Origin of the sequence: Nonomuraea roseoviolacea subsp. carminata (genome assembly GCF_024172185.1) — a bacterium.
Lineage (GTDB): Bacteria > Actinomycetota > Actinomycetes > Streptosporangiales > Streptosporangiaceae > Nonomuraea > Nonomuraea roseoviolacea.
In genome coordinates this window covers 2,748,117-2,774,320 of sequence record NZ_JAMZEC010000001.1, presented here as the reverse complement: position 1 = coordinate 2,774,320, position 26,204 = coordinate 2,748,117, and the positions used below count along the sequence as shown (strand labels likewise).

Below are 26,204 nucleotides of genomic sequence, written 5' to 3'. Positions count from 1 at the left end.
CACGGCATGTACGTCGAAGAAACTGAAGACGAGTTGACGGCCCGTGTCTACACGGCATTGCGCGACGGCGGCCTCGACGCCGAACTCCTCCTCGAACTCGGCTGCTTGCTGGAGGAGGAGGGCATAAGCACGCCGGCGACGCAGGAACTCCTCGAACGTCCACTCGCCCAGCTGACCACGGCCGACCTGACCCGCTTGGGCGAGAGCCTTCTCCGCGACGCCGGCTACAAGCCGAGCTTCGCTGTCGAACCCCGCCTGTGGGCGACGCTGGAGAACGCGCTGGAGGTCGTGGAGCGCGACGTCCGCACCCGCGGGATCACCGGTGCGCTTCGCTTGATCGAGCATGACTGGGGGAACGGGGGGTGCGCCTGGGTGGAGTTCCGGGGTGGTTATCACGGAAACGGCATCGACCCCATGTGGGGCAGCAACCCTCAAGAGGCGCTCATGGAAATCGCCGACGCCACCCAAGAAACGATCATGGAGCTGATCTGGAAAGTCTGGCCTGTCTGCGCCACGCACAATCGTGGCCTGCACGCCGGATTCGAACGTGGGATGGCCGTGTGGCGGTGCACCGGCGATGGAACGCATATCGTCGCGCGAGTCGGTGAACTGCCTTGACCGCGCCCGCGCCTCATGACCCTGAACGACGCCTGAACCGATGAGAGGCCCTCTACCGTGTAGGCGGTGACCACTCATCAAGTAATCGTGCTCAATGGCGGATCCAGCGCGGGCAAGTCCTCGATCGTCCGCCATCTGCAGGCTGTCCTGCCACAACCCTGGCTTGCCATCGGAGGAGTCGACTCGCTCATCGAGGTGATGCCCGAATCCATGAAGACGTCGCCTACGGGGATTGAGCTCGCTTCCGACGGCGGAGTGACGGTCGGCCCGGAGTTCCTGGCGCTGCAGTCGGCATGGATGGAAGGAATCGCCGCGATGGCCCGCGCCGGAGCCCGAGTGATCATCGATGACGTCCTTCTCGGTGGAGCGGCCGGTCAGCGGCAGTGGCAGGGCGTACTCGGCGGACTCGACGTCCTTTGGGTTGGCGTCAGATGTGACGGCGTGATCGCCGCCGAGCGTGAAAGGGCCAGGGGAGACCGGATTCCGGGAATGGCCGTGGCTCAGGCGGAGATGGTTCCGAAGGCGTCGTCTATGACCTGGAAGTGGACACCACGCACACCGAGTCCCGCGTGTGCGCGAAGACGATCGCGGGTCATGTAGGGGAGGCCCGGCGAACATGACGCTGTCAGGCTTGGCGGGCGTAGGAGGCGAGGCGATCGGCGAGCGCGCTGACGAGATCGCGCAGCTCATCAGGGCGCTCGATGACGAACGGCCGGTTGAGTGCGGCGAGCGCCGGAGGCAACCAGTCGAGCCGCTCCACTCGCAGCTCGACGCGCATCCAGCGCTCGGTCGCTCGGTCCTCGCCTGACGTGAGCTCGTGCTCCTCCAGGCTCGCGACGCCGGCGGGAAGCTGGGCGCGGATCTGCGCGACTGTCCCGTGGATCCGCAACGTCACCTCATGCCGGTACTCCGCCGTGGCGAACCCTGACAGCACGCGCTGCGCCGGACCGGGACCCACGGGCGCTTCGAATGAGCCGGGCAGGGTCCGCGCGTCTGCGATGCGATCGAGCCGGAAGGTCCGGTCCTCGCCGATCCGGGGGTCCTGGCCCGTGACGTACCACCGGCCCGAATGGGCGACGATCCCGTACGCGTGCAGAGTGCGTTCGCTGCGCAGTCCCTCGCGATCGGTGTAGCGGATCGAGACCGGTCGGCGGTGGCGTACCGCATCGGCGATGGTGAGCAGGATTCCGGCGTCCGGAGTGTCGAACTCACCGGGCTGATCGGTGAAGGCGAGCGCCTCCAGGAGCGTGTCGAGCCGACGGGCGAGGTGCTTGGGCAGCACCCGCCGGATCTTCGCCGCCGCCGTCTCACTTGCCGTGTGCTGCGTCGTCATCAACCCTGCCCGGCGGCCGGCGACCAGGCCGAGCAGCACGGCCAGCGCCTCGTCGTCGCTGAGCATCAGTGGAGGCAGGCGGTATCCGGGGGCGAGCCGGTACCCGCCGTAGCGGCCCCGCACCGATTCCACCGGAACGTCAAGGTCGATCAACTGATCCACGTACCGCCGCACGGTGCGGCCTTGGACGCCGAGCCGGTCGGCGAGTTCGGCCACCGTCCGGGTGCCGCCCGACTGCAGCAGCTCCAGGAGCGTCAGCACGCGCCCAGTGGGTCGAACCATGTGCACAGCCTACGTAAATAGTGGACCGATTCTGTCCACTATTTCCCCTAGCCTGCGAAGACACGACCAGACAGCCAAGGAGACTCCCATGAACTTCGTCTCGATCCGGATCATCACCGGCGACGTCGCGCGCCTCGTCGAGTTCTATGAGCGAGCCACCGGGGTGCGCGCGATGCGGGCCACCGAGGACTTCGCCGAACTCAGGACCCCGACGGCCACCCTCGCGATCGCCGGCACTCGCACCGTCCCGCTGTTCGCCCCGGGCGCCGCCCGCCCGGCCGACAACCGCAGCGTGATCATCGAGTTCCTCGTCGACGACGTGGACAGCGTCCACCAGAACCTGGCCGGCTTCGTGACCGACTTCGTCAACGAGCCCACCACGATGCCCTGGGGCAACCGGTCACTGCTGCTCCGGGACCCCGACGGCAACCTCGTCAACTTCTTCACCCCCGTCACCCCCGCGGCTGTCGAGAAGTTCGCCCGCTGACGCCACGCGCAGCCGCGGCTTGAATCATGCGGGCCGAGCCGGACGATGGCGCCCTCTCCCGCCGCGTCGTCATCGCGCGCAAGTCGTCGGAGGCGATCGGGAGTATCGGCCGCTTGTCCACTGGTCGTGAATTCCCAGAGCGGCCAGCGCTGGAAGCATGGGGCGATTCTTCGGCTGTGTGGAGCGCCCCCGCCGAAGCCTCCTAGCTTCTTGTCAGGCTGATGCGCCAACGTGTCGCGCCTGCAGCGCAGAGAGTGGCGCCCCCGGCCGCCATGAGGACTATTGCTGGAATCCGCACGAGATTGCGGACGTCGTCACATCCTGCCGCCCTGTTCTGTTCCAGAAAGGAGCCATATGCGGAAGGGGACTCGCCGGTCTTGCCCTCGACGAACGCCGATCCGCATGCCTCTCCGCCCGAGGTGACGGGGAGGAGACCGGTGAGAATGCCTGAGCCGATCAGCAGAAAAGCAGCGAACGCCAACGCTTTGGCACTCATGCAAAAGCCTCCCTTTGCACCCGGTTCGAGCGAATGGATCATGCCATGCTGCCATCAACTTCGGTAGCAGCAAGAGCCCGGCGAGAGCCATGGGTGTCGAACTGTGACACCCGAAGAGGACCTCTCCGTAGGCGCGGTCCGAACACGGCACGCGCCAGCACGGCCCTCAACCGGACTCGCAGTGGCTCCGGCAGCTCAGGTGACCGGGCGAATCAGTTCGTCAGCTTGTCAGCAAGAGGACGAGGTATCCGGCTGGGCAGAGCGCCCAACCGGACCAGAATGAAAGAGGCGTCGACGACTGGGGCCGTGTCAGCCTTATCGATCGGATGACTCCTAGCACGCCGATCGCCAGGAAGGCGAGCGGCGTGTATATCAGGAGGATCGGCAGTGCGTAGAGGCTGAACGTCAACAAAAAGAGAACGAAGGCCACGGCGATGTAGGTGATCAGAGCCGTGGCCGCACCGGCCAGGCCCCATAACAGACGTCTTACCGACTGATTCATGGCCGGATGAACCTTCGGCTGGCCAAGGAGAACAAAGCCACCTCCGAGGGGGTCTCCGCGCTGCGGAGGATAAGAGATCGAACTCAATGGCTTGCCACTGAACCACATGACCAGCTCGGGCTCTCATGGTGGGGCGGACTGGGCCTATGATCACCTGGTGTCCGATCTCTCGCTCCTCGAAATTCTCGGAGTGGCCATTCCGGCGCTCTTCGTCTGCGGCGGCGTCATCTGGGCGGTGGGCATGGTCCGGGTCTTCCGACAGCGTCAGGTGCTCCGGTACATCGACCGGATCAGAGCAGAAGAACTCACCGGACGTGTGCGCCAACTCAAGGTTCGCGGGCAGGAGGAGCAAGCAGTCCAGCTCGTGCGGGGCGAGTTGGGGATGCCGGTACGTGCCGCTCGTTCCTGGGTGAAGTCCGTCTGAGAAACTCCGTAGCCGGGTCAGAGACTTACCGGAGCGTTCCCTGGATTTATCAGCGGAGGGTTTCGGCGTAGTTCAATGCAGGTCAGAGACCATGCCTGGTCCGTTCTGATCCGGTCGAGACATTATGGAACCGCAACGGGAATGGGCTCATCATGCTGGGCGTCAGCGTTGCCGTATGGCCCCTTCGATGCGCAAGCCCAAGCCGACCACTATCACGAGCGCGAACACGCCGAGAACTTGCCAAGACGGCTTTCCGTTCGCCCAGAAGAGTGCACCGACGCAGAGCACCAGACCGACAGCAAGGAGCACGCTTCCCCAGGTGCGGACGGTGCCGATCTTCTCGGGCTCCGTCGGTGGCGTTGTATGGAGCACGGTTCACTTCTTCCTCGTCGTAGTCACGAGGAGAGCATGGCATTTCGGTCAGCAGTCGGGAAAGCCTTGCATTTCCTCGCCCGATCGTCCCATGCCGTCGTCCAGTCGCAGGGAATCGGGCCAAGGGTCTGCTCGGCTTGTCCCGGGTCGATGGTGGGCGGGATGATCAGGCTTCCACCCCAGCCACCTACGCACCTCGGACGCCGACGACGATCATCCCGGAGGCCGAGGCCCCCGCCAGTGCCGGAACGTTGCTTCCATGCGCGATAGGTACCCGGCGCTCTCGCTTGGTTGATGAGACGGAATGAGGAGACTTCTGCGTCGGCCCTTTCTGGATCCCATGTCGACGGCATCACGTGGACCATGCTCCGTCGGGGGTGGTCGATCTCCTGCCGCTCGCTCCGCAACCAAACGCCCTTCTACGAAGCCAAACGATGACCCGCTGCCGCAGGAGGATTCGAGGTAGGATAGAGAGTATGAGCGAGCCTACTGGCAAATATTCGATCACCATGCCGCGTGACATCGCCGAGGCCGCCCGCTCCCGGAGCGGCCCTTCCGGTTTGTCCGCCTACGTGGCCGCAGCCGTCGCCCGCCAGATCGAGCGCGACAATCTCAACGAACTCATCCAGGTCGCCGAGGCCGAGCATGGCCCCATCACCGACGACGAAGTCCAGGCACTGCGCGACCGACTCCATCGGGCCCGGCAGGGACAGACCGGTGGTGGGGGCGCCGCGTGAGCCGTTCTCCCGCTGCTCCCGGTGGCACGCTCGTCCTTGACAGCGAGGGACTGGCCAAGGCCGTCCTGCGCGACCGTACGGTCACCTCATGGCTCGCTCTCGCCCGTGCCGACGACCTTCGCGTCATCACCTCCGCCGCCACCCTCGTCGAGGTGGTCCACCCCCGCGTCAACCGGCCGGCCCTGGAGTGGACGCTGTCCCGCCTCGTCATCGAGCCGGTCACCGAACCGATCGCCCGCCACGCTGCCACGCTCTTGTCCGACGCCAGCCTGCACGGGCACAAGTACGCCATCGATGCCATGCTCAGCGCCACTGCCCTTGCCGCCCCCAGCCCCGTCACGGTTCTCACCTCCGACCCCGATGACCTCGCCGGCCTGTGCGGCCCACGGGTCACTGTCATCAAGGTCTGAGACATGCTCCTGGCCTGCCGGTTGCTGGCAGGTGATTATTAGGCCTGATGGCACGTAGAGATCAACAACCTTGGCAGCATAAAGCCCAGGCGTCTAATTCATCGATCTGCCTGAGCTTTCACGGCGAGCGCGGGTATCGAATCGAAGGTAGATAGCGCTCTGTCGCTCTAGGGCTACATATGTGATGAGGCCACGTTCGCCGAACGGATGCGTAAGCATGTTCGCTCGGGATTCTTGGAGTTGTACGCGTCTCCACTCCAAGGAGCGGTCTCCAACAGCGCGAACAGATCCGCGAGCGGATACAGTGCATGATCGGGTAGCGCAGCGCTCTGTTCCTCGGCCACGGGATCGATGATGAGCTTGAACATCTAGACATCGATCCCACGAGCGGTAAGGATCTCCCGCCATGGCCTCCCCTGAGGAACGGGTTCGCCGGCCAAAGCCTGCTGAGCGCGGACGTGCATCGGACGGCGCCCCTCCGGATCCTTCGCGGTGTCACACGCGGAGATCCACCAGCGGTGCACGAAGGCGTTCAGCGCTCCGAGGTCCCGGCTCACCCGGACCTCGTCAAGCACAGCCTTGAGCCCGGCGTCGAAAGCCTTGCGATCTTCCGGGACGACCAGCGCGGCACGGATCGCCCGCAGGTTCTTCTCAGGCAGAGGCGCGCCGACGGAGACGAAGTCCTGCGGTCGTGCGGCCATGCCCTGGCTGATCATCTCGTCCTGCTGGTCACGGGCTGAACTTTCGCCTCATCTCTGTAAGGCTCTGCCGAAGGAGGTGGGCAACGGGCAACGGGCCGGGGAGCTCGAGGGGCGGAGCCCCTCGATTGGGGTTTGGGGCGGAGCCCCAATCAGACGCTGTCTGAGCCCTTTGGCGCGAAGCGCCCCCATCGGGAAGGCGATGCAGTGGGGCTGGGGTGTGGGGGCCGCGCCCCCACTTGGACGCAGTCTGATTCCCCGTGGCGCGTAGCGCACCCATAGGAGAAGGCCATGCCATTGAGCTCAAAAAGCGTGAGGTGGAGCGGGTGACGGGAATCGAACCCGCGCTGTCAGCTTGGGAAGTCTCTCCTGATCTTTGTCTCTGACCTGGCAAAACCCTGACCTGCGGGGGCGCGGGCCGAGTCCCCGTGGTTCCCCCTTGATCACTCCTCTAACGGGCGCGACCCGAGGACCTCGTGCAGACGCACGCATTCCTCCTTGTTGATCGTGTTGTAGCTCGGCGGCGCGACGATGATGGCGTCGGCCCGGGCGACTTCGGCTCGTGGGGTTTGTGGTACTGGCTGCGGACGGGGCGGCCGGTCTGCTCTACCAGCTTCGGCACGTCGATGAAGTCGAGCGCGGCGGCGGGAGTCGCGACGATCTGGACGGTCCATCCGTCGTTCTGGGCCATGGTGACGAGGTGGCCGACGCCTGCGGCCGGTCCGCCTGCGCACACGATGATGTAGAGGACCTTGCCGGGTCGGGTCACGCGATGACTCCCAGGGATTCGGCGTACTCGCGGGCTTCGCGGCGACGCACACTGATCTGTGCCGTTGCCAGGATGTCGCGGACAAGTTGGACGGCACCTCCTCTGGGGCGGGCTCGTCGGCTGCGCACAGAATGTGCGGGGCCTTGTCGTGCCGCAGTCCACCTGCGGTTGCCGTCGTGGCCGAAGTTTGGCGATGTTGTCCCGTTGTCCCGTTGTCCCGTTGTCCCGTTGTCGCTGCGAGCGGCGGCGATGGATCCTCGGAGCAGCAGCGCCGCCGCCTCGGGTAATCACCGCATCATCCAGCCGCTCGGACTCATCGTCTTGTGGCCTCCTCGCCGAGCGTGTGATTGACGACATACAGGCCGAGTGTCACATGACGTCCGGTGTGCCCGTCCTCTCTCCGAACGGCACAGAGAAAGAGGGCGGACCATGCTCACTGAAGACGAGAATGCCGGGAGACAGCCGGAGGCGACCCGGCGGAGGCGAGGGCGGCGCCGCGTGCTGAAGGGGGTCGCCGCGCTTCTGGCCTGTGTGGTCGCGGCCATCCTGACAGTGGCTTACGTGTGGCAGCCCCCCGAGGAACGGGATTTCCACTCATCCTGGTCGGTGGATTCGCACTTCGTCGACACGCCCGTGGCCCGATTCCACTACACCAAGACCGGGAACGGCTCGCCCGTCGTGCTGCTTCCCGGCGGCACGCTGTGGAGCTACACCTATCGCGACACCATCCCGGCCCTTGCCAACCATCACACCGTGTACGCGGTCGACCCACCCGGATACGGATACACGAGTGTCCACGACGAGGACTTCAGCTACGACGTGCAGGCGATGGCCGATGCCCTCTCCTCGTTCATGGACGCGGTCGGCGTGCCGCGGGCGTCCATCCTCGCCCATTCACTCAACGGTTCCGTGGCGCTGTATCTCGCTGAAACCCGTCCTGAACGCGTGGACAAGCTCGTCCTGATGGCGCCCCTGGGGCTGAACGCGCAGGTCAACTTCAACCTCGAACTGATGCGCGCGCCGGTGATCGGTGAGGCGATGACCAAGCTGATGGGCCGATCCACCTTCGCCTCCGGTCTGTCGGGCGCCTACGCGCGAGGCGAACGGTTGACCTCCCGAGCCGTCGATGAGTACTGGGCGCCGCTGAGTCGGCGATCCAACCGCAAGGCGATGTGGAAGCAGGTCCGCACGCTCGATCTGTCGCTTGTCGATCGGAAACTGGGCGATATCCGCGCTCCCACGCTGATCCTCTGGGGTGACAGGGACACGTTCGTCTCCCCAGAGCAGGCCAACCGGCTGCGTCGGAGAATTCCGGCATCCACGCTCCGCATGTTCCCCGGCCTGGGGCATGTCCTCCACGAGGACGCGCCTGCTCTCGTCAACCCCGAACTTGTCGCTTTTCTGGGGGCACCACCGATGGCGTCAGGCCGAAGCGGACAGGAGTCCGCCGACGGTAGCTCGTTGCGGCATGGGTCGGCAGTACGGTCAGACTCCGCCGCCTATGCCCGGCCTGTTCAAACGGTCAGCACTCCAGTGTTCCGGATCACACCATGATCAAATTGCTCGAGTACGTCCGCGCCCATGCGAAACATCCCGGTGGGACCGCGTTGCGGTTCCCAGGGGGTCGAGGTAACCCCACAGTGCTTCGCCTGCTTGTAAGGAAATCCGTTTGGGCGTGGCTCGGCGCTGTGGTCACGGAACCCAGATGCCGCTGAAGGCGATCGACGACTGGGGGATGGGTTTCTGATGGGGGTCAGGCGGGCGATGGGGAGAAGGGGGACGTCCTTCACGCACACGAAGGCTGGGCCTGCCTCAGTAAGTAACCATCTCCAGTCCTGTTCAGAGCCCTTCGCGCGGCTGCTCGTCGGGACCTGGCTGTTCAGACCCAACCGGGTCGATGGCGAACGTCAGCGCGCGCAGCGCCCCGACGCTGAGGCCGACCGGCTCCCCCCGCGGGCCCTGTAGCCGGGGTGCAGCCGTGACCAGGGCCGTCAGCCGGCGACGGTGTCCCTCGTGATCGTCCGCTTGGGAAGCGTCACGCTGTCCGCTTCTCCGCGGTGCAGTGATCTCAGAGTTTGTACAGCTTGTTGAATGGTGTCGTGATTCGTTCCTGCCGTGATCCGAAATCGATGAGCACGGCGACCTCGTCTTCTACACCGATGACGACACCAAGGCCATACTGGTCGTGGGTCACCTGGTCGCTCACGCTGAACCGCTCGACAGGCGGGGCGGGTGGCGGGGGTTTGAAGGGACTTGTGGACAGGTGACGGCGGGACTCGCCGCTTGCTGGCTTCATCCCCTCCAGTATGTGCCGATTCTGCGAACGCTCGCGACGTAGGATCGACAAGCCCGCCGAAATGATCAAGGCGCAGGCGAGGATTCGACTCCTGACTTGGGCCTTCAAGTTCGGAGCGAGTGACGGAAACCGAATCCCGCGCTGGGGGTGGGTACCGGCTATGCCGTCCTGAGCTGGGAAATCCGAGGCAGGTCAGGGCGGTCGGTTGACCGTGGAGGAGACGGGCGCGTGGTCGGCATCCCGCAAGCGATCATCCCGCGCCTCCAGAGCACCTGAGGCCTACCTCGACAACGAGCCGGGGCGCTGCTCTTCCCCGGTGCGAAGGGCGGACCGTTGCGGGCGCGGTGGACTCAACACGCATACGCGCTGGGTGGACGTGGTCAGGGACATGGGCATGCCTGGCCTGCACTTCCATGATTTGCGTCACGCCGGCAACATGCACGGGGCCGAGTCGGGCACGACGCTCAAGGACCTGAGGGCCCCGGATGGAACACGACAACGTGCTTGCGGCGTGACCAGTCAGCACGCCGTGAAGAGGGGCCGACAAAGCGATCATGGATGCGATCGACCGCCACATCAACAAGACTGGCAATGAGGGAGGTCGCGGCTCGGCGGGTGTGCTCACTTCGGTGAGCTGATTGCAGGTCGGCTGCGCGGGAGATTGAAAAGAGCCCTGGAAAAGGTCGAAGCCGGCTGGGGCATCATCCCTGACCTGGGCCTTCGCTCTGAGAGCGGGTGACGGGAATCGAACCCGCGCTGTCAGCTTGGGAATCGCATGGATCATGCCTCGTGGGGCTGCTGACCTGGGCCTGCGGTGGGCCATAAGTGACCGTGGTTGGCCCTTCGTCTCCCCGGCTTGTTGCATGCGAATTGCACGACGATCAGGGGGTCCGGGTCTCACCCGCGCGGCCAGCACCCTGCCCTGCCTCAGCCACTGACAGGCCGGTGATACCAGGAGCATCCTTGGCGCGGTCATCGCGGAGGTGGAGCGCTTCCGCAGGAGGCGGTCATTCAGGAAAGACCGCCACGCCATCCTCTCTGATCCATGGCCGGTGTTCGGGTTCATGCCCGAGCGCCTGCCAGACCGCATGCGCTGCGGCGAACTTGCTGAGGTGGAAGCCTGATCATCCCGCCCGCCATCGACCCGGGACAAGCCGAGCCTGCGGCCTGCGCCTCACGCAGGGTCAGCTCGGTTGGCTAGGCCCGGGACGCCTCGTCCAGATCGGCAGGCAGCCGCACCGGCGCCGACAGCCGCCCAGAAGGGCCGGGATCCACAGAAGCACCGCCAGGACAGAGCTGGAGGCTCGGGTTCACCTTTTCATCCTCCGTTCGCGCAGCCATGGAACTTGCCTTCCCGTACGTGCCGAGAGCGGCTGCGACGCCACAGGCCACGGCCTTGTAAGTGTCGGGGCGGGCAACGGGCCGGGGAGCTCGAGGGGCGGGAGTCCCTCGATTGGGGTTTGGGGCGGAGCCCCAATCAGACGCTGTCTGAGCCTTTTGGCGCGAAGCGCCCCCACCGGGAAGGCGATGCAGTGGGGCTGGGGTGTGGGGGCCGCGCCCCCACTTGGACGCAGGCTGATTCCCCGTGGCGCGTAGCGCCCCTATAGGAGAAGGCCATGCCGTTGAGCTCAAAAAGCGTGAGGTGGAGCGGGTGACGGGAATCGAACCCGCGCTGTCAGCTTGGGAAGCTGATGTTCTGCCATTGAACTACACCCGCATCGGCCGGAGCCGCGCTCCCACTGTAGCGGAAACCCAGCCCACTTCAGCAAGCCCGCACACGGTAGGTTGCTCCACGTGCTGCTCTCTGACCGTGACATCCTGAGCGAGATCGACTCGGGACGGCTGGCGCTCGATCCGTTCGATCGGGAAATGCTCCAGCCCTCCAGTATCGACGTGCGGCTCGATCGGTACTTCCGGGTCTTCGAGAACCACAAGTACCCGCACATCGACCCGTCCGTCGAGCAACCCGATCTGACGCGCATGGTCGAGCCGGAGGGGGATGAACCGTTCATCCTCCACCCCGGCGAGTTCGTGCTGGCTTCGACGTACGAGGTGATCTCGCTTCCCGACAACCTGGCGTCCAGGTTGGAGGGGAAGAGTTCGCTGGGGCGGCTGGGGCTGTTGACGCATTCGACGGCCGGCTTCATCGACCCCGGCTTCAGCGGGCACGTGACGCTGGAACTGTCGAACGTGGCGACCCTGCCCATCAAGCTGTGGCCGGGGATGAAGATCGGGCAGCTGTGCGTGTTCCGGCTCAGCTCGCCGGCGGAGCATCCGTACGGGTCCCAGAAGTACGGGTCGCGGTACCAGGGGCAGCGGGGGCCGACGCCGTCCCGGTCCTTCCGTGACTTCCACCGCACCGTGATCTGACCTCACCTGTCCGGCCGCCGCTCGATGGCCCCTTCTCGGCGATCTGGCTCCCCCGTCTCTCGCTCCGGACGTTCGGGTGGAGGAGGTTGGAGGAGTTGGCGGAGTTGGCGGAGTTGGCGGAGTTGGCGGAGTTGGCGGAGGCGGTCGGGTGAGGTGCCGGGGCGCCGGTGTTGAGCTGTCGTTCCGGTGAGGTGCCGGGGCGGGGGGTTGACAGGTCGCTCCGGCGAGGCGTTTGAGGTGTCGCTCGGGCGACGCTGCCGGGACGACGCGCCCGGACGTCCGGGCGCGACGGCCCGGCCGGTGATCCTCCCCCTTTCCGGGGAAGGTGAAGCTCCAGTTACGACACCTGACCAGGCTGGCGGTCTGGAAGGAAACTCACGAAGATGGTGACCGTAAGGCAGAACAAGTCCCCAGCGAGTGTGCCCCCGGCCCGACAGGTGCCCCGGTGTCGCAGAACATACGGAGGGTAGCGACTAGGAGAAGGGGACATGAAGTTCGCATTTCGCCTGGTAAGCCGTACCCTCTTCCACGGACCATCCCCGCACATCTGGAGAACGACGTGCGCCTGCGTCTCACGCCACGTGAGGACAGCTACTACGACCTGTTCGCCGACTCGGCGAACAACCTGGTCACTGCTTCCCGCCTGCTGGTGGAGATCATCAGCGACGGGTCGGACAGGGAAGCCCTGGCCGAGAAGATGCGCGCCTGCGAGCACGCGGGCGACGACCGCACCCATGCGATCATGAACCGGCTCAATGAGAGCTTCATCACGCCGTTCGACCGCGAGGACATCTACCGTCTCGCCTCGAACCTCGACGACGTGATGGACGCCATGGAGGCGGCCTCCGACCTCATCGTGCTCTACCAGCTCGACCACCTGCCCAAGGACGTCGTGCGCCAGGTCGAGGTGCTGGAGCGGGCGGCCGAGCTGACCGCCGAGGCGATGCCGCGGCTGCGCTCGATGAAGAACCTCAACGAGTACTGGATCGAGGTCAACCGCCTGGAGAACCAGGGCGACCAGGTCTACCGCCGGCTGCTGGCCAAGCTGTTCAGCGGCGAGTACGACGCGTTGACGGTCATGAAGATGAAGGAGGTCATCGACGCCCTCGAGGAGGCGGCCGACGCCTTCGAGCACGTGGCCAACACCGTCGAGTCGATCGCGGTCAAGGAAAGCTAAGCCCCGTGAACCTCACGCTCGCCCTCGTCATCGGCGTGGTCGTCGTGGCGCTGGCCTTCGACTACACCAATGGCTTCCACGACGCGGCGAACGCCATCGCGACCTCGGTCTCCACACGCGCCCTGACCCCCAGGGCCGCGCTGTTCATGGCCGCGGCGATGAACTTCATCGGCGCCCACCTCGGCACCCAGGTGGCGCAGACCGTCGGCAAGGGCATCATCGACGCCCCACAGGGCACACACGGCCTGGTCATCGTGGCCGCCGCCCTGGTCGGCGCCATCGCCTGGAACCTCATCACCTGGTACTTCGGACTCCCCTCCTCCTCCAGCCACGCCCTGATCGGCGGTCTCGTGGGCTCGGCGCTGGCCTCGGCCAGCCTCGTGCACTGGGACGGCGTGGTGGAGAAGGTCGTCATCCCCATGATCCTCTCGCCGGTGCTCGGCTTCACGATCGCCGCCGCGATCATGATCGCCATCTACTGGATCTTCCGCCGCGCTCAGCCGGGCAAGACCAACCGCGGCTTCCGGTACGCCCAGACGGTCTCGGCCGCCGCCATGGCCCTCGGCCACGGCCTGCAGGACGCGCAGAAGACGATGGGTGTCATCTTCCTGGCCCTCGTCGTCGGCGGCTACGCGAGCCCGCAGGACCCCATCCCGCAGTGGGTCATCATCTCCGCCGCGGGCGCCATCTCGCTCGGCACGTACGCCGGAGGCTGGCGCATCATGCGCACGCTCGGCCGGCGCATCATCGCCCTAGACCCGCCGCAGGGCTTCGCGGCCGAGTCGGCGGCGGCCACGGTCCTGTACACCGCGGCCATCGGCTTCGGCGCCCCCATCTCCACCACCCACACCATCACCAGCGCGATCATGGGCGTCGGCTCCACCAAGCGGCTCTCGGCCGTGCGCTGGGGCGTGGCGGGCAACATCGTGACCGGCTGGATCCTCACGATCCCGGCGGCGGCGCTGGTGGCCGCCCTGACCTACTTCGCCCTCCACTGGATGGTCGAGTAAGCCCTCACGACACGGTGGTGGCGTACATGACGTCGGCGTCCCACCGGGCGAAGCCGAGCGACTCGTACAGCCGGATCGCCGCCGTGTTCGTCCCGTCCACGTAGAGCATCGCCTGCGCGAGCCCGCGCGAGCGCAGGTGGCTCAGCCCGGCCAGCGTCAGCGCCTTGCCCAGGCCCGTGCCCTGCTGGGAGGGGTCGACGCCCACGACGTACACCTCGCCGAGCGGCTCGTGCCCGTGCTCCGACGATCCGTGGATCTTCGTCCAGTGGAACCCCACGAGCCGCTCGTCGCGTACGGCCAGGAAGAACCCCGCCGGGTCGAACCACGGCTCACCCTCCCGCCTGCGCAGGTCGTCCAGGCTCCACGCGCCCTGCTCGGGGTGGTGGGCGAAGGCGGCGGCGTTGACCTTGAGCCACTCCTCCTCGTCCCGGCCGGGCTCGAAGGTCCGCAGCCGCACGCCGTCGGGCAGCGTGTACGGCGCCAGCGGCGCGAACAGCGACCGGCGCAGCTGCCACAGCGACCGCACCCGCTGGAGCCCCAGGGAGGCGGCCAGCGCCCCGGCCGCCTCGTTGTCGCCGTGCGCCCACAGCCGCAGCCGCCCGCCGGCCTCGTCGAGCACGGCCCGCAGCAGCCGCCGCCCGTGCCCCTGGCGCCGGTACGCGGGTTGGATGACGAGCTCCCCGCTCGGCCCCTCGACCTCGTCGGTGGGGTCCACGTGCGCGTACCCGGCCAGCGCGTCGCCGGCGTGCAGCAGCAGCGAGCGGGCGCGCGGGTCGCCCCCGTAGCGCAGGTGGAGCATGACGTGCTCGTTCAGCGGCCGGACGCCGTCGGCCTCCGTCGCCGCCTCGACGAGCGCGAGCACGTCGGTGATTTCCTGGTCATCCAGCCGTTGCCTTACTTCCACGCGTGCCGTCACAGGTCGAACTCTAGGCGTACGACTGGCAAAACACGCCATGGCGTCGACTGGTGAATCGTTACCTTTGCGACATTGGCTGCAAAGCTGCGCGCCGTAACGTCTTGGGCCATGACGTCTCGTTCCCTCCTCCGGCTCGCCGTGGCCGGAGCCGTCGCCACGACCACGGCCCTGCTGGCCGTGGCCCCGGCGGACGCGCAGCAGGCCCCCCGGACGGTCCCCGTCCGTCTGCTGGCCCTCAACGACTTCCACGGCAACCTCGAACCCCCCACGGGCTCGTCCGGCCGCATGGTCGACGAGAACGGCGCCACCGTGGACGCGGGCGGAGCCGCCTACATCGCCACCCACATGAAGGCCCACACCGACGCGAACACCATCGCCGTGGCCCAGGGCGACCTCATCGGCGCCACCCCGCTGATCTCCGCGGCCTACCACGACGAGCCGTCCGTCGAGTTCCTCGGCAAGCTCGGGCTGAAGGTCGCCGCGGTCGGCAACCACGAGTTCGACGAGGGCTACGCCGAGCTGCGCCGGATCATGAAGGGCGGCTGCCACCCGGTCGACGGCTGCTCGCCCGCAGGCGAGTGGAAGGGCGCCTCCTACGACTACGTGGGCGCGAACGTGCTGTTCAAGAACCCGGGCGAGAAGTCCGACGCGCTCGCGGCGCTGGGCAGCCGGCCCGAGGTCACGAAGCTGCTGTCCGACTGGGGCGTGCCCGCGCTGCCGCCGGTCAGCGTCAAGTGGATGAACGGCGTGCCGGTCGGCTTCATCGGCCTGGTCACGCAGACCACCCCCGGCATCGTCACGGCGGAGGGCATCAAGGACCTCAAGTTCGTGGACGAGGTCAAGGCCGCGAACGTGGCCTCCAAGGTGCTCAAGCTCCTCGGCGTGAAGGCCCAGGTCGTGCTCGTCCACGAGGGCGACCAGGTCACGCCGGGGCAGTCGCCGGACGCGTGCAGCGCCGTCCCGGGCGCGGGCAACCGCATCGCCACCCAGGTGGACCCCGAGATCGACGTGGTGCTGAGCGGCCACTCCCACCAGGCGTACCTGTGCAAGGTCAAGGACCCGGCCGGCAACGACCGCCTCTACTCGCAGGGCGGCTCGTTCGGCCGCGTCATCACGCAGGTGGACCTGAAGGTGGACGTCCGCACGCGGGACGTCGTGCGCTCCTCGGTCGTGGCGGACAACCACGTCGTGACGCGCACGGTCGAACCGGACCGGGATGTCGCGGACTTCGTGCAGACCTGGAAGGACCGGGTCGCGCCGGTCGCCAACAGGCCCGTGGGCCGCATCACGGCCGACATCAAGAACACGGGCGGGCCGAGCGGGGAGACGCCGCTGGGCGACCTCATCGCCGACGCGCAGCTCGCCGCCACCAAGACCGGCGGGAACGCGCAGATCGCCCTGATGAACCCGGGCGGCGTCCGCATGCCCCTGACCTACGCCGGCTCGCCGGCGGGTGAGGGCGACGGCGTCGTCACCTACGGCGAGGCGTTCGCCGTGCAGCCGTTCAACAACCTCATGCAGGTGGTCACGCTGACGGGCGCGCAGCTCAAGACGGTGCTGGAGCAGCAGTTCACCGGCGGGCCCAACAACCAGCCGTTCACCAAGATCCTGCAGCCCTCGGCGAACCTGACCTACACCTACAGCACCTCGGCCGCGTGGGGCTCGAAGGTGTCGGACATCCGCATCGACGGCACCCCGGTCACGGACACCCAGCAGATCCGCGTCGCGGCCAACAACTTCCTGGTCGGCGGCGGGGACGCGTTCCTCGCCTTCAAGGACGGCACGGACCTCTGGAGCGGCCCGCTGGACATCGACGCGTTCGTCGACCACCTGGGCAAGAACGGCCCGATCGCCCCGCCCGCCACCGATCGCATCACGGTGACGAGCTGACCTCCTGACGAACCGGCGAGGCCCGCTCCCCGAGGGGGCGGGCCTCTCGTCAGACGTCGGCCGTTTCGGCGCGGTCCGGGACGAAGCGGTAGCCGACGTTGCGTACCGTGCCGATCAGCGACTCGTACTCCGTGCCGAGCTTGGCCCGCAGCCGCCGCACGTGCACATCGACCGTGCGGGTGCCGCCGAAGTAGTCGTACCCCCACACCTCCTGCAGGAGCTGCGCCCGCGTGAAGACCCGGCCGGGATGCTGGGCGAGGTACTTGAGCAGCTCGAACTCCTTGAAGGTGAGGTCGAGCACCCGCCCGCGCAGCCGGGCCGTGTAGGTGGCCTCGTCGATGGCCAGGTCGCCGCTGCGGATCTCGTCGGGAACATCCTCGCCGCCGGCCTGCGAGATGCGGCCGGTCGCCATGCGCAGCCGCGCCTCGACCTCGGCCGGGCCGGCGCTGTCGAGCAGCACGTCGTCCACGCCCCACTCGGCGGTCATCGCGGCGAGGCCGCCCTCGGTGACGATGACGATGAGCGGGCAGTCGACGCCGGTGGTGCGGATCAGCCGGCAGAGGCTCTTGGCGTGGGCCAGCTCCTTGCGCGCGTCGACCAGCACGGTGTCGACCGGTGGCGCGTCGATGAGGGCGGAGGCCTCGGCGGGGGAGACACGGACCGAGTGGAGCAGCAGCCCCAGCGCCGGCAGCACCTCGGAGGACGGCTCGAGGGCGTTGGTCAGCAGGAGCAGATTGCTCATTTCGGCCTCCTCAAACGCACAAGGACCCGGGGGCTACATCGCCCAGGTCCTGTAGGGGAGGATAACCCACGCGAAAGTCGCGTCCAGGGGGCGTCCGACAGATGAACAGCGTTTTACCTGCGACGACAATGTTAAGGAAGTCGCACGGCGACGATTTTGCGATGATGAGGTTGCCATGGCTACTGGAAAAGTGCGGTATTGGGCCGCGGCGCGCGCTGCCGCCGGGGTCGCCGAGGAGCCGTTCGAGGCGGCGACCCTTGGCGAACTCATGACGAACATCACACGCGACCGCGCCGAGTTGGCGCGGGTGGTGAGCCGTTCGTCGTTCCTCGTCGACGGCTCACCGGTCGGCAGGCGGGCCCATGACACCGTCGTGCTCGCCGACGGGGCGACGGTCGAGGTGCTGCCGCCTTTCGCGGGCGGCTGACGTCTTTCGGTGAACGGGCGACCCTGCGGGGAAGGGGCATTTCTGTCGATAAGCTCATGATCCATGGCCTGAGACAGGGAGCCCGATGCGCAAACTGCTCGTTTTCCTGATCGTCCTGGGAGTCCTTCTCGCCGTCGTCGACCGGGTCGCGGTCGCGGGCGTGGAGCGGGACCTGTCCACCCGGATCGCGGCCTCCGCCGACCTCGACCGGCAGCCGGAGGTGTCGATCGAGGGCTTCCCGTTCCTCACCCAGGCCGTCGCGGGCCGCTACCCGGAGGTGCGCTTCGACCTCGGCACGCTCACGTACGGGGGAGTGCCGGTGAAGAACCTCCAGGGCACCGCGTACGACGTGACGGCGCCCCTCGCCGACGTGCTCCAGAACCGGGCCGACGTCCGGGCCGGGCGGCTGACGGTGCGCGGCACGCTGACGCGCGCGACGATCGACAAGTACGCGCCGAAGGGCATCAAGATCAGCGGCAACGGGTCGCGGCTCGTCGCGTCCGGCGAGGTGGCCGTCGGGGTGAACAAGGTGAAGGTCGACGCCGAGATGAAGATCGAGGTGGCCGACGGCGGCATCCGGCTGCGGGCGCAGAAGATCGAGGGGGTGCCCGACGCGATCGCCGGGCTGGTGAGCTACACGATCCCGTTCAAGGGCGACCTGCCGTTCGACGTGAAGGTGACGGGGGTGCGCAATGTGGCCGACGGGCTGGAGTTCACGGCCGAGGCGGAGAACGTCCCCCTCAGCGGACAGCGGCTCGGATCCCGATGAACCCCCGGGCTCACCTGAACCATCCGGCCCCGCCGTACGTGATGAGGGCGTGAGTCCAGCAGGCACCGCCGACGAGGAGCTCGTGCGGACCCTTTTCGACGAGCACGCCGGGCCGCTTTACGGTTACGTGCTGCGACTGACCGGCGATGCCGGACGGGCGGAGGATGTGGTGCAGGAGACGCTGCTGAGGGCGTGGCGACACCCCGAGGCGCTCTCCGGCCGCCCCATCCGCGCCTGGCTGTTCACCGTCGCCCGCAACCTCGTGGTCGATCAGCACCGCGCGCGCAAGTCGCGTCCGCAGGAGACCGGCGACGAGGCGCTGGCCGTCGTCCCCGCGGAGGACGAGCTGGAGCGGGCGGTCGAGTCGTGGGCCGTGGCGGAGGCGTTGGCCGCGCTGCGACCCGAGCACCGCGAGGTGCTGTTGGAGGTCTACTACCGGGGGCGATCGGTGAAGGAGGCGTCGGCCACGCTGGGCATACCGCCCGGCACGGTCAAGTCGCGCACCTACTACGCGCTGCGGGCGCTGAAGCTCGCCCTGGAGGAGCGGGGGCTGGCGCCATGACGTGCGAGGAGGTGCGGATCTCGCTGGGCGCCCACGCGCTGGGGGCGCTGGAGCCGGACGAGGCGCTGGAGATCGACGCCCACCTGGCGACCTGCGAGGTGTGCGGCGCCGAGCTGGTGGAGCTGGAGGGCGTGTCGGCGTTCCTGGAGAAGGTGTCCGAACGCGACGTGCAGCTCGTGACCAGCCCGCCGCGCCAGGTGCTCGACCGGCTGCTGAACGCGCGCGTCAGGCGGCACCGCAGGGGCCGGATGCTCATGGTCGTGGCCGCCTCCGCGGCGGCGATCGTCGCGGGCGGCACCGTGTGGACGGCCGTGGGGACCCAGCAGGAGCACGCGACGACCGCCTCCGCCCCGGCGGCGTCCCGGTCCGGCGAGGGGCTGACCAGCGCCCAGGACTCCGCCCGCTCGTCGGGCGAGGCGGCGCGCCCGAAGGCCACCGAGGGGCCGCGCGCGAAGAAGACGCAGGACGACCAGCCGAGGATCATGGCCGAGAGGCAGCCCGAGGCGAGCGCGACGCCGAAGCCGTCGGCCAGGGCGAGCGGGTCGGAGTTCGCGGGCCGGAACCGGTCGGCCGACTACTACGCGAGCGTGACCGTGTTCCCCGGGGCGCGCGGGACCGGGCTGTCGGTGAAGGTGTCCGGGGTGCCGGTCGGCACGACGTGCCGGCTGGTCGTGGTCGGCCGCGACGGGCGGCGCGACGTCACGGACGGCTGGACGGTGGACAGGGAGAGCTACCAGGACAAGCCGGTCTTCGCCAGCCGGACGTCGTTCCCGGTGAAGGACATCGCCGGGTTCGAGGTGGTGGACGCCTCCTCGCGGCAGGTGCTGGTCAAGATCCCCGGACCGCGGGGCTGACCCGGCCGGCCGGGCCGGAATGCCGTCGGCGCGGGCGTGGTTGCACCTGGCGATGACGGGCGTGTGGGTGGTGCTGGCGACGCTGGCGCTGGGTACGGGAATCGGGGTGGTACGTCTGCGCCGCGACGGCCGCATGCGCGACATGTCCGGCGACCGGGCCGGCGATGGGCACGGTGACGGGAACGGCTACGGGCACGGTGACCGCCTCACCGCCGAGGCGCTGGGCGCCCCTCTCGGGCCGAGGGCGACGCTCGTGCAGTTCTCCACCGCGTTCTGCCAGCCGTGCCGGGCGACGCGGCGCGTCCTGGCCGACGTGAGCGCGGTCGTGCCAGGGGTCGCGCACGTCGAGATCGACGCGGAGTCGCGGCTGGATCTGGTGCGGGAGCTGGACGTCCTGCGCACCCCGACGGTCCTCGTCCTCGACCCGTCCGGAAATATCGTGAAAAGGGCCTCTGGCCAGCCACGCAAGGCCGACGTGCTGACCGCCCTCGCGGCCGCCGTCCCGCCCGCGGATTCACGCCCCGTTCCGCCCGCGGATTCACGCCCCGCGACGCCCGCGGAGTCACGTCCCGAGACGCTTATGTCTCAAGAAACGGACGAGATGTGACAGATGGCGAGACGACGAGTAGTGTCTTCCGCATGAACCTTTCGACAGAGCTGCTGACGAAGCGGCGCGCGGTGGATTTCTGCCGCGTGGCCACCGCGCTCTGTCGCGCTGCCTGAGGACGGTCTCGCGCGGACATCCGGTCCGCCTCAACCCGACCCCTTCAGGGAGCATCCCCAGATGCGTGCCGACCCTAGAGCGCTGCGCTTCGGCGCGGCCGTCACCACCCTGGTCCTCGCCCTCGTCCTCGTGACGGGAAGCGTGTGGCTGCTGGCCGCCCAGGCCGTGGTGTTCGCTCTCGGGCTGGCGGGCCGATCACCGTACGGGATGGTCTTCCGGGCGCTCGTCACGAGCGCGCCGAAGGTGACAGAGGACGCCCGCCCCCCGCGGTTCGCGCAGGGTGTGGGGCTGGCCTTCGCGGTCGCGGGACTGGCCGGATTCGTCGCCGGGATCACGCCGCTGGCCCTCGGGGCCACGGCCGCGGCTCTCCTCGCCGCCTTCCTCAACGCAGCCTTCGGACTCTGTCTCGGCTGCGAAACGTACCTGCTGATTCGCCGTCTACTGCCCGCCGCCACATGGGAGGTTCACCAATGAGCCGCTCCGCCGTCCTGGTGGATGCCGACTGGGTCGAGGCCAACCTCGACACGCCAGGCGTCGTACTCGTCGAGGTCGACGAGGACACCAGCGCCTACGACAAGGGCCACATCCGTGGCGCCGTGAAGATCGACTGGAGGCAGGACCTCCAGGACCCCGTCCGCCGTGACTTCGTCGACAAGACCGGTTTCGAGACGCTGCTGTCCGAGCGCGGCATCTCCAACGACGACACCGTCGTGCTCTACGGCGGCAACAACAACTGGTTCGCCTCCTACGCCTACTGGTACTTCAAGCTGTACGGCCACGACAACGTCAAGCTGCTCGACGGCGGGCGCAAGAAGTGGGAGCTCGACTCCCGCGAGCTGGTCAAGGACGTTCCGCAGCGCGAGCGCACCCAGTACGTCGCCCAGGAGCAGGACACCGCGATCCGCGCCTTCCGCGACGACGTCGTCTCCGCCATCGGCAAGCTCAACCTGGTCGACGTCCGCTCGCCCGACGAGTTCACCGGCAAGCTGCTCGCCCCCGCCCATCTGCCGCAGGAGCAGGCCCAGCGCGCCGGTCACGTGCCCACCGCCCGCAACATCCCGTGGTCCAAGGCGGCCAACGACGACGGCACCTTCAAGAGCGACGACGACCTGCGCACGCTCTACCAGCAGGCCGGCGTCGACTTCGGCAAGGACACCATCGCCTACTGCCGCATCGGCGAGCGCTCCGCGCACACCTGGTTCGTGCTGCACGAGCTGCTCGACCAGTCCAACGTGAAGAACTACGACGGTTCGTGGACCGAGTACGGCTCGCTCGTGGGCGTGCCGATCGAGCTGGGGGAGGCCCGATGAGCACCGCGCAGGGATGCGGAGCCCCGGAGCAGACGATCGCTCTGCCCGCCGGGATCGATCTGTCCAACCAGGCCGTGATCCAGGGCGTCGTCACCGGCGCCGGCACCGCCTACGCGCGGCTGCTCGACCACTCCGGTGAGTTCACCGGTGAGGTCGTGGTGTCCGACGACGGCGTGTTCCGGTTCTTCGCCGCGCCGGGCGACTGGACCGTCCGCATCATCGCGGGCGGCGGCGTCACCCGTGACGTGCAGGTGGCGGCCAAGCTGGGCGAGGTGTCCCAGCTCGCCGTGGCCGTCTGACCCGTACGTCCGCCCCATCGCGACAGGCCCGCGCCGCAACGGCGCGGGCCTTCCGCATGTTCCGGCGAGATTTTTTCTCCAGGTGCCACCGATCGTCGCCCGGCGGTGTTGCTGTAGACGTGAGTGTGATGGACTGCCTCGACCCGGTGCGCAAGGCGCTGCTCGACGACCTCGACGAAGGGTTCGCCGAGCTGTACGGCGCCCACCGCGGCGTCGTCTTCTCGACGGCGCTGCGGCTGAGCGGCCGCTGGGCCGACGCCGAGGACCTGGCCGCCGAGACGTTCCTGCGCGCCTACCGGGCGGTGGCCGGCTACGACGCCGAACGCATCGCGGCGCTGCAGACCAGGCCGTGGCTGCTGACCATTCTCATGAACATCTGGCGCAACTGCGGCCGCGCCAAGTCCCGCAAGCCGCCACCCGACCTGCGCGAGGAGCCGGTGGACACCGTCGATCCACGCGAGGGCGTCGAGGAGAGCGCGCTGCGGAGGGAGACCGGCGACGAGCTGGCGGGGCTGCTCGCCCTGCTGCCGGAGGAGCAGCGCCTCGCGGTCGTGCTCCGGCACGTCTCCGACCTGCCGGTCAGTGAGATCGCCACAGTGCTGAGGATCCCCGAGGGCACGGTCAAGTCACACGTGTCGCGCGGGTTGAAGCGGCTGCGCACGCTAGGAGGTGTCCGATGAACGACGACCCCTTGCTCGCCAGGCTCGCCGGGCTGGCCGTCGAGCCGCCCGACGGTCTGCTGGACCGGATCGCGGCGCGCTGGATCGCGGTGCCGAGCCCGATCGGCGAGCTGTCCGTGGCCTGGACCGCCCGGGGCGTGGCCTACGTCCATCAGGGCGACGGGTTCTCCGGTGCGTTCCGGGCGCGTTTCGGCCGGCCGCTGATGCCGGCCACGCGGCCGCCCGCGGGTCTCGTGCCCGCGCTGCGCACCGGCAGGCTCTCCGGGCTGGCGCTCGACCTGGAGGAGCTGGGCGAGTTCCAGCGGGACGTGCTGCGCGCCGTCCAGGCCGTCCCGCGCGGCGAGGTCAGGCCGTACGCGTGGATCGCGGCCCGCGCGGGGCGGCCCGGAGCGGTGCGCGCGGTGGGCACGGCGCTCGCCCGCAACCCCGTGCCGCTGCTCGTCCCCTGCCACCGGGTGACGCGCTCCGACGGGGCGCTGGGGGAGTACGTGTTCGGGCCGGCGGCCAAGCAGCGGCTGCTGCTGGCGGAGGGCGTGGACCTGGGCCGGCTGGACGGCCTGGCCAAGGAGCGGGTCTTCTACCTGGCCAGCGACACGACGGGTGTGGTGTGCTTCCCGACCTGCCACAACGCCCGGCGCATCACGCCCGCGCACCGGCACGGCTTCCGCACGCTCGGCGCGGCCCGCACCGCCGGCTACCGCCCCTGCCGCACCTGCCGGCCCGACCTCCAGGCCGCCTGACCGGTCCGTCCCGAAGGTGCCCGAGGGGCGGGCGGGGGCTGCGGTGGGGTGACGGTGCCGCTACGATGCACCAGATGTCAGGTTCGTCTGGTGTGGCGGCGCCGCCCCGACCTGCGCCTTCACCGGCCCGGAAGCCGCCGTCGCCGTTCTCGCTGCCCGTGCACACGCTCCGCCTGCTCGGGCGCTGTGTGCTGCCGCTCGTCCTGTGGTTCGCCGCGGGTGAGGCCGTGCGCTTCGCGCTGCTGTACGGCGCGACCGAGGTGGCCTACGGCGACTTCCGGCAGGCCCGGCTGGTGGCCACGATCACCCTGCTCACCTTCGTCGTGCTGGCGGCGCTGACCGTGGTCACGGGCATGCTGCACACGCTGCGCGGCGCCCTGTGGGAGATGCGGGCGAGGACGGCCGAGGGCGCGGAGGACGAGCCGTTCTTCACGGCCCTCGACCGGGTCGCCCCCGCCTTCGCCGTGCTCTACATGGCCTGGGGCTTCCAGACCGAGGACGCCCGCGACCTGCAGCAGATGGACCTGTTCCACCACTTCTTCGACATGACCGACGCCGCGTTCTTCGGCGAGAAGTCGCACGTCGGCCGGAGCCTCATCGACCTCGACTGGCGGGTGTCGGTGGCCACGATGCTCGTCGCGTTCGGTCTGAAGACGCTGTTCGCCAAGCTCGTGGAGCGCGGCACCGGCCGCTTCTACGGCTTCGCCGCCGCGTTCTCGGAGTTCGCCTTCGTCTTCTACGGCCTCAACGCCACGGTCGCGATCGCCGACGCGCGCTCGGAGTGGGTGGAGCACCGCACCGTGGTCGTCGGCACCGAGAGCCTGTGGACCAAGGCGCAGGACGCCGTGCCCGTCCTGAAGACCCTCACTGACGTGGTGAACGACGTCTGGCCGCTGTTCCTCGACTCCGTCGCCATCCCGCTGGCCTGGCTCACCGTGGCGATGCTCGTGTTCGGCGCGTACGCCGACGACACCCGCACCATGCTCAAGGGCACCCGGTTCGAGCGCGGCATCGACCGCCTGGAGGGCAGCCACGACCTGACGAAGCGGTCCTTCGAGCGGGTGACCGGCGGGTTCCAGGAGCGCTGGGTGCCGCTGGTCAACTCCCTGCGGCTGGTGATCAAGGGTGGCGCGCCGCTGTTCGGCATGATGTGCCTGTGCTACGTGGCCGTCACGGTGGGCGCGCAGTACGCCGACCGCGCGGTCCGCACGCTGGTCGGGTCGCAGGTGGAGTGGGCCTGGGCGTACCTGGAGCCGCCGCTCGCGTTCGGCCGCGACCTGCTGGTGACCGTGGTCACCATGGCGCTGCTGGCCGCCACGTTCGACCTCGCCGCCACCCGGGCCCGCCTGCGCGGCGAGGCGTTCACCACGGACTGACCCGGGCCGCCTCCGCTACCGGCGGAAGCGCAGCACGTCCACGTCGGGCTTGCTCGTCCCCCGCTTGAACAGGTCGGCGGTCGGCGTGTCGGAGCGGTAGCCGCTGGGCCGGAACGACAGCTCCACCTCGCCGGCCACCGGCTTCGGCACCACGGCCAGACCCTCCAGCCGGTACTCCTTGCCGACCTCCAGCCGCTCGGTCGGCCGCTCGCCGTCGGCGAGCTCCACGACCCAGGCGCGGCCCGTGCGGTCCTCCAGCCGGATGTCGTCCGGCTTGGCGGTCATGGTGGCGCTGGCGGGGTCCACGACCTTCTCCGTGATGTCCACCTTGAGCCAGGCGACGGTGTCGCCGTGCTTGCTGTTCGGCGGGGCCTCGGCGGGGCTGAGCGCGGCCTTCCACTCGATGCCGTGCACGGTGCCGGCCTGGCCGGCCGCCACGGGCACGAGGCGCGTCTCCTTGGCGGAGACCTTCTCGTAGAACAGGTAGCCGTCGTACGTGGTCGCGCCGACGGCCACGGCGACGCTCACCAGCGCGCCGGCGGCCACCAGGAGGGCCCTGCCCCGCTTCCGCGGCCGCGCCGCGGGCTCGGGCGCCCGCGGTGGGGCCTGCGGCGGGGGCAGCGGGGCCCGCGCGGGCTCCTCAGGGGGCGCGCTCGCGGGTACGGGCGGCAGGGGCTGGGTGACGCCCTCGACGGGCTCGGGAGGGAGCGGGGGCCACACCTGCCGGTCGGGCCGCACCCGCGGGCGCATGCCGGGCCACGAGCCGCCCGGCCGAGGCCCGCCGTGCTGAGCCGGCCGAGGCCCGCCGGGCTGAGGGGGTGCGGAGGGCCGCTGAGGGCGCGCCTGCGGCGGCTGAGAGCCCGCCGGGGGCTGTTGCGGCGGCTGAGGGCCCGCCGGGGGCTGCTGGGGCGGCGGCGCCGGGGGCCGGGGCGCT

Annotated in this window: 31 protein-coding genes, 1 tRNA gene and 1 pseudogene; 23 read left to right on the top strand and 10 right to left on the bottom strand. The window is 68.7% G+C overall.

Annotation, left to right across the window (positions count from 1 at the left end; translation table 11 throughout):
• The first annotated feature begins 6 nt into the window (after nucleotides 1-6).
• Both HD595_RS12685 and cpt read left to right on the top strand, forming a co-directional pair.
• Complete coding sequence (locus tag HD595_RS12685) at nucleotides 7-618, top strand: hypothetical protein (protein ID WP_253768681.1); 612 nt, start codon at nucleotides 7-9, stop codon at nucleotides 616-618.
• 66 nt (nucleotides 619-684) lie between these two features.
• Nucleotides 685-1,238, top strand: a pseudogene (gene cpt, locus HD595_RS12680) (chloramphenicol phosphotransferase CPT).
• A gap of 5 nt (nucleotides 1,239-1,243) precedes the next feature.
• Here the strand turns inward: cpt and HD595_RS12675 are convergent.
• Nucleotides 1,244-2,212: a helix-turn-helix transcriptional regulator gene (locus tag HD595_RS12675; RefSeq protein WP_253768678.1), complete on the bottom strand. Its 969-nt coding sequence runs from the start codon at nucleotides 2,210-2,212 to the stop codon at nucleotides 1,244-1,246.
• Nucleotides 2,213-2,321: 109 nt separating this feature from the next.
• On the opposite strand from HD595_RS12675, the gene HD595_RS12670 reads away from it, so the two are divergent.
• On the top strand, nucleotides 2,322-2,720 hold the full coding sequence (locus tag HD595_RS12670) for a VOC family protein (protein ID WP_253768676.1): 399 nt from the start codon (nucleotides 2,322-2,324) through the stop codon (nucleotides 2,718-2,720).
• A 202-nt stretch (nucleotides 2,721-2,922) separates the two neighbouring features.
• Here the strand turns inward: HD595_RS12670 and HD595_RS12665 are convergent, their stop codons facing one another.
• Together HD595_RS12665 and HD595_RS12660 are read right to left on the bottom strand one after the other, a co-directional pair.
• Complete coding sequence (locus HD595_RS12665) at nucleotides 2,923-3,258, bottom strand: hypothetical protein (RefSeq protein WP_253768674.1); 336 nt, start codon at nucleotides 3,256-3,258, stop codon at nucleotides 2,923-2,925.
• Nucleotides 3,259-3,436: 178 nt separating this feature from the next.
• The gene (locus HD595_RS12660; RefSeq protein ID WP_253768673.1) at nucleotides 3,437-3,718 is read right to left on the bottom strand and encodes a hypothetical protein; all 282 of its coding nucleotides are present in this window, start codon (nucleotides 3,716-3,718) and stop codon (nucleotides 3,437-3,439) included.
• A gap of 157 nt (nucleotides 3,719-3,875) precedes the next feature.
• Here HD595_RS12660 and HD595_RS12655 point away from each other — a divergent pair, with 157 nt between their 5' ends.
• From HD595_RS12655 to HD595_RS12645, 3 genes are all read left to right on the top strand, one after another.
• On the top strand, nucleotides 3,876-4,142 hold the full coding sequence (locus HD595_RS12655) for a hypothetical protein (RefSeq protein ID WP_253768671.1): 267 nt from the start codon (nucleotides 3,876-3,878) through the stop codon (nucleotides 4,140-4,142).
• Nucleotides 4,143-4,990: 848 nt separating this feature from the next.
• On the top strand, nucleotides 4,991-5,251 hold the full coding sequence (locus HD595_RS12650) for a CopG family transcriptional regulator (RefSeq protein WP_253768670.1): 261 nt from the start codon (nucleotides 4,991-4,993) through the stop codon (nucleotides 5,249-5,251).
• Complete coding sequence (locus HD595_RS12645; RefSeq protein ID WP_253768668.1) at nucleotides 5,248-5,661, top strand: type II toxin-antitoxin system VapC family toxin; 414 nt, start codon at nucleotides 5,248-5,250, stop codon at nucleotides 5,659-5,661. The genes HD595_RS12650 and HD595_RS12645 overlap by 4 nt, the downstream gene beginning before the upstream one ends.
• A 173-nt stretch (nucleotides 5,662-5,834) precedes the next feature.
• Here HD595_RS12645 and HD595_RS12640 read toward each other — a convergent pair whose 3' ends face one another.
• Together HD595_RS12640 and HD595_RS12635 are read right to left on the bottom strand one after the other, a co-directional pair.
• A complete protein-coding gene (locus tag HD595_RS12640; protein WP_253768666.1) occupies nucleotides 5,835-6,029 on the bottom strand; it encodes a hypothetical protein in 195 nt (64 codons plus the stop codon).
• On the bottom strand, nucleotides 6,030-6,377 hold the full coding sequence (locus HD595_RS12635; RefSeq protein WP_253768665.1) for a DUF6247 family protein: 348 nt from the start codon (nucleotides 6,375-6,377) through the stop codon (nucleotides 6,030-6,032).
• Nucleotides 6,378-7,557: 1,180 nt separating this feature from the next.
• Here HD595_RS12635 and HD595_RS12630 point away from each other — a divergent pair.
• Nucleotides 7,558-8,682: an alpha/beta fold hydrolase gene (locus HD595_RS12630; RefSeq protein ID WP_253768664.1), complete on the top strand. Its 1,125-nt coding sequence runs from the start codon at nucleotides 7,558-7,560 to the stop codon at nucleotides 8,680-8,682.
• Between the two features lie 514 nt (nucleotides 8,683-9,196).
• Here HD595_RS12630 and HD595_RS12625 read toward each other — a convergent pair.
• Both HD595_RS12625 and HD595_RS12620 read right to left on the bottom strand, forming a co-directional pair.
• Complete coding sequence (locus HD595_RS12625; protein WP_253768662.1) at nucleotides 9,197-9,424, bottom strand: hypothetical protein; 228 nt, start codon at nucleotides 9,422-9,424, stop codon at nucleotides 9,197-9,199.
• 1,643 nt (nucleotides 9,425-11,067) lie between these two features.
• Nucleotides 11,068-11,141: transfer RNA gene (locus HD595_RS12620), tRNA-Gly, on the bottom strand.
• 77 nt (nucleotides 11,142-11,218) lie between these two features.
• On the opposite strand from HD595_RS12620, the gene dcd reads away from it, so the two are divergent.
• The 3 genes from dcd (at nucleotide 11,219) to HD595_RS12605 (ending at nucleotide 13,981) form a co-directional block, all read left to right on the top strand.
• Nucleotides 11,219-11,794 carry a dCTP deaminase gene (dcd, locus tag HD595_RS12615; RefSeq protein ID WP_253781144.1) on the top strand — a complete coding sequence of 192 codons (576 nt, stop codon included), beginning with the start codon at nucleotides 11,219-11,221 and terminating at the stop codon, nucleotides 11,792-11,794.
• Between the two features lie 559 nt (nucleotides 11,795-12,353).
• On the top strand, nucleotides 12,354-12,971 hold the full coding sequence (locus tag HD595_RS12610; protein ID WP_175595614.1) for a DUF47 domain-containing protein: 618 nt from the start codon (nucleotides 12,354-12,356) through the stop codon (nucleotides 12,969-12,971).
• A gap of 5 nt (nucleotides 12,972-12,976) precedes the next feature.
• Nucleotides 12,977-13,981 (top strand): inorganic phosphate transporter, encoded by a 1,005-nt coding sequence (locus HD595_RS12605; protein WP_253768661.1) that lies wholly within the window; start codon nucleotides 12,977-12,979, stop codon nucleotides 13,979-13,981.
• 4 nt (nucleotides 13,982-13,985) lie between these two features.
• Here HD595_RS12605 and mshD read toward each other — a convergent pair whose 3' ends face one another.
• Nucleotides 13,986-14,897: a mycothiol synthase gene (gene mshD / locus HD595_RS12600; protein ID WP_253768660.1), complete on the bottom strand. Its 912-nt coding sequence runs from the start codon at nucleotides 14,895-14,897 to the stop codon at nucleotides 13,986-13,988.
• A gap of 108 nt (nucleotides 14,898-15,005) precedes the next feature.
• Between mshD and HD595_RS12595 the strand changes: the two genes are divergently transcribed.
• Nucleotides 15,006-16,787, top strand: a complete 1,782-nt coding sequence (locus HD595_RS12595) for a bifunctional metallophosphatase/5'-nucleotidase (RefSeq protein WP_253768658.1) — start codon at nucleotides 15,006-15,008, stop codon at nucleotides 16,785-16,787.
• 49 nt (nucleotides 16,788-16,836) lie between these two features.
• Here HD595_RS12595 and HD595_RS12590 read toward each other — a convergent pair whose 3' ends face one another.
• Nucleotides 16,837-17,529 carry a response regulator transcription factor gene (locus tag HD595_RS12590; RefSeq protein ID WP_253768657.1) on the bottom strand — a complete coding sequence of 231 codons (693 nt, stop codon included), beginning with the start codon at nucleotides 17,527-17,529 and terminating at the stop codon, nucleotides 16,837-16,839.
• A gap of 175 nt (nucleotides 17,530-17,704) precedes the next feature.
• On the opposite strand from HD595_RS12590, the gene HD595_RS12585 reads away from it, so the two are divergent.
• The 12 genes from HD595_RS12585 to HD595_RS12535 all read left to right on the top strand — a co-directional run bounded on the left by HD595_RS12585 (nucleotide 17,705) and on the right by HD595_RS12535 (nucleotide 25,270).
• Nucleotides 17,705-17,956 carry a MoaD/ThiS family protein gene (locus tag HD595_RS12585; RefSeq protein ID WP_253768656.1) on the top strand — a complete coding sequence of 84 codons (252 nt, stop codon included), beginning with the start codon at nucleotides 17,705-17,707 and terminating at the stop codon, nucleotides 17,954-17,956.
• Between the two features lie 85 nt (nucleotides 17,957-18,041).
• A complete protein-coding gene (locus HD595_RS12580; protein WP_253768654.1) occupies nucleotides 18,042-18,725 on the top strand; it encodes an LmeA family phospholipid-binding protein in 684 nt (227 codons plus the stop codon).
• A 49-nt stretch (nucleotides 18,726-18,774) separates the two neighbouring features.
• Nucleotides 18,775-19,287: a sigma-70 family RNA polymerase sigma factor gene (locus HD595_RS12575; protein WP_175595620.1), complete on the top strand. Its 513-nt coding sequence runs from the start codon at nucleotides 18,775-18,777 to the stop codon at nucleotides 19,285-19,287.
• On the top strand, nucleotides 19,284-20,141 hold the full coding sequence (locus HD595_RS12570; RefSeq protein ID WP_253768653.1) for an anti-sigma factor family protein: 858 nt from the start codon (nucleotides 19,284-19,286) through the stop codon (nucleotides 20,139-20,141). Before HD595_RS12575 ends, HD595_RS12570 begins: the two co-directional genes overlap by 4 nt.
• A 52-nt stretch (nucleotides 20,142-20,193) precedes the next feature.
• The gene (locus tag HD595_RS12565; RefSeq protein WP_253768652.1) at nucleotides 20,194-20,748 is read left to right on the top strand and encodes a TlpA family protein disulfide reductase; all 555 of its coding nucleotides are present in this window, start codon (nucleotides 20,194-20,196) and stop codon (nucleotides 20,746-20,748) included.
• 32 nt (nucleotides 20,749-20,780) lie between these two features.
• Entirely contained in the window at nucleotides 20,781-20,864 is an 84-nt protein-coding gene (locus tag HD595_RS47205; protein ID WP_358371395.1) for a putative leader peptide, read from the top strand.
• A 61-nt stretch (nucleotides 20,865-20,925) separates the two neighbouring features.
• Complete coding sequence (locus HD595_RS12560) at nucleotides 20,926-21,339, top strand: DUF4395 domain-containing protein (protein ID WP_253768650.1); 414 nt, start codon at nucleotides 20,926-20,928, stop codon at nucleotides 21,337-21,339.
• Nucleotides 21,336-22,175: a sulfurtransferase gene (locus HD595_RS12555; protein WP_253768649.1), complete on the top strand. Its 840-nt coding sequence runs from the start codon at nucleotides 21,336-21,338 to the stop codon at nucleotides 22,173-22,175. Before HD595_RS12560 ends, HD595_RS12555 begins: the two co-directional genes overlap by 4 nt.
• Nucleotides 22,172-22,474: a DUF1416 domain-containing protein gene (locus HD595_RS12550; protein ID WP_253768647.1), complete on the top strand. Its 303-nt coding sequence runs from the start codon at nucleotides 22,172-22,174 to the stop codon at nucleotides 22,472-22,474. Before HD595_RS12555 ends, HD595_RS12550 begins: the two co-directional genes overlap by 4 nt.
• A gap of 128 nt (nucleotides 22,475-22,602) precedes the next feature.
• On the top strand, nucleotides 22,603-23,154 hold the full coding sequence (locus tag HD595_RS12545) for an RNA polymerase sigma factor (RefSeq protein WP_253781142.1): 552 nt from the start codon (nucleotides 22,603-22,605) through the stop codon (nucleotides 23,152-23,154).
• Complete coding sequence (locus HD595_RS12540; RefSeq protein ID WP_253768646.1) at nucleotides 23,151-23,894, top strand: methylated-DNA--[protein]-cysteine S-methyltransferase; 744 nt, start codon at nucleotides 23,151-23,153, stop codon at nucleotides 23,892-23,894. Before HD595_RS12545 ends, HD595_RS12540 begins: the two co-directional genes overlap by 4 nt.
• A 74-nt stretch (nucleotides 23,895-23,968) precedes the next feature.
• Nucleotides 23,969-25,270 (top strand): hypothetical protein, encoded by a 1,302-nt coding sequence (locus HD595_RS12535; RefSeq protein WP_253768645.1) that lies wholly within the window; start codon nucleotides 23,969-23,971, stop codon nucleotides 25,268-25,270.
• Nucleotides 25,271-25,285: 15 nt separating this feature from the next.
• Here HD595_RS12535 and HD595_RS12530 read toward each other — a convergent pair whose 3' ends face one another.
• Nucleotides 25,286-26,020, bottom strand: coding sequence for a hypothetical protein (locus tag HD595_RS12530; protein WP_253768643.1), 735 nt, complete (start codon nucleotides 26,018-26,020; stop codon nucleotides 25,286-25,288).
• Nucleotides 26,021-26,204: the final 184 nt, after the last annotated feature.

Excerpts from the sequence above, each read along its gene's own strand:
- HD595_RS12545 (WP_253781142.1), top strand. The coding sequence starts at position 22,603 with ATGGACTGCCTCGACCCGGTGCGCAAGGCGCTGCTCGACGACCTCGAC.
- HD595_RS12540 (WP_253768646.1), top strand. The coding sequence starts at position 23,151 with ATGAACGACGACCCCTTGCTCGCCAGGCTCGCCGGGCTGGCCGTCGAG.
- HD595_RS12585 (WP_253768656.1), top strand. The coding sequence starts at position 17,705 with ATGGCTACTGGAAAAGTGCGGTATTGGGCCGCGGCGCGCGCTGCCGCC.
- HD595_RS12535 (WP_253768645.1), top strand. The coding sequence starts at position 23,969 with ATGTCAGGTTCGTCTGGTGTGGCGGCGCCGCCCCGACCTGCGCCTTCA.
- HD595_RS12560 (WP_253768650.1), top strand. The coding sequence starts at position 20,926 with ATGCGTGCCGACCCTAGAGCGCTGCGCTTCGGCGCGGCCGTCACCACC.
- HD595_RS12590 (WP_253768657.1), bottom strand. The coding sequence starts at position 17,529 with ATGAGCAATCTGCTCCTGCTGACCAACGCCCTCGAGCCGTCCTCCGAG.
- HD595_RS12650 (WP_253768670.1), top strand. The coding sequence starts at position 4,991 with ATGAGCGAGCCTACTGGCAAATATTCGATCACCATGCCGCGTGACATC.
- HD595_RS12570 (WP_253768653.1), top strand. The coding sequence starts at position 19,284 with ATGACGTGCGAGGAGGTGCGGATCTCGCTGGGCGCCCACGCGCTGGGG.
- HD595_RS12660 (WP_253768673.1), bottom strand. The coding sequence starts at position 3,718 with ATGAATCAGTCGGTAAGACGTCTGTTATGGGGCCTGGCCGGTGCGGCC.
- HD595_RS12550 (WP_253768647.1), top strand. The coding sequence starts at position 22,172 with ATGAGCACCGCGCAGGGATGCGGAGCCCCGGAGCAGACGATCGCTCTG.
- HD595_RS12665 (WP_253768674.1), bottom strand. The coding sequence starts at position 3,258 with ATGATCCATTCGCTCGAACCGGGTGCAAAGGGAGGCTTTTGCATGAGT.
- HD595_RS12595 (WP_253768658.1), top strand. The coding sequence starts at position 15,006 with ATGACGTCTCGTTCCCTCCTCCGGCTCGCCGTGGCCGGAGCCGTCGCC.
- HD595_RS12670 (WP_253768676.1), top strand. The coding sequence starts at position 2,322 with ATGAACTTCGTCTCGATCCGGATCATCACCGGCGACGTCGCGCGCCTC.
- HD595_RS12630 (WP_253768664.1), top strand. The coding sequence starts at position 7,558 with ATGCTCACTGAAGACGAGAATGCCGGGAGACAGCCGGAGGCGACCCGG.
- HD595_RS12580 (WP_253768654.1), top strand. The coding sequence starts at position 18,042 with ATGCGCAAACTGCTCGTTTTCCTGATCGTCCTGGGAGTCCTTCTCGCC.
- HD595_RS12565 (WP_253768652.1), top strand. The coding sequence starts at position 20,194 with ATGACGGGCGTGTGGGTGGTGCTGGCGACGCTGGCGCTGGGTACGGGA.
- HD595_RS12685 (WP_253768681.1), top strand. The coding sequence starts at position 7 with ATGTACGTCGAAGAAACTGAAGACGAGTTGACGGCCCGTGTCTACACG.
- HD595_RS47205 (WP_358371395.1), top strand. The coding sequence starts at position 20,781 with ATGAACCTTTCGACAGAGCTGCTGACGAAGCGGCGCGCGGTGGATTTC.
- HD595_RS12555 (WP_253768649.1), top strand. The coding sequence starts at position 21,336 with ATGAGCCGCTCCGCCGTCCTGGTGGATGCCGACTGGGTCGAGGCCAAC.
- HD595_RS12625 (WP_253768662.1), bottom strand. The coding sequence starts at position 9,424 with ATGAAGCCAGCAAGCGGCGAGTCCCGCCGTCACCTGTCCACAAGTCCC.
- HD595_RS12640 (WP_253768666.1), bottom strand. The coding sequence starts at position 6,029 with ATGTTCAAGCTCATCATCGATCCCGTGGCCGAGGAACAGAGCGCTGCG.
- HD595_RS12530 (WP_253768643.1), bottom strand. The coding sequence starts at position 26,020 with ATGCGCCCGCGGGTGCGGCCCGACCGGCAGGTGTGGCCCCCGCTCCCT.
- HD595_RS12635 (WP_253768665.1), bottom strand. The coding sequence starts at position 6,377 with ATGATCAGCCAGGGCATGGCCGCACGACCGCAGGACTTCGTCTCCGTC.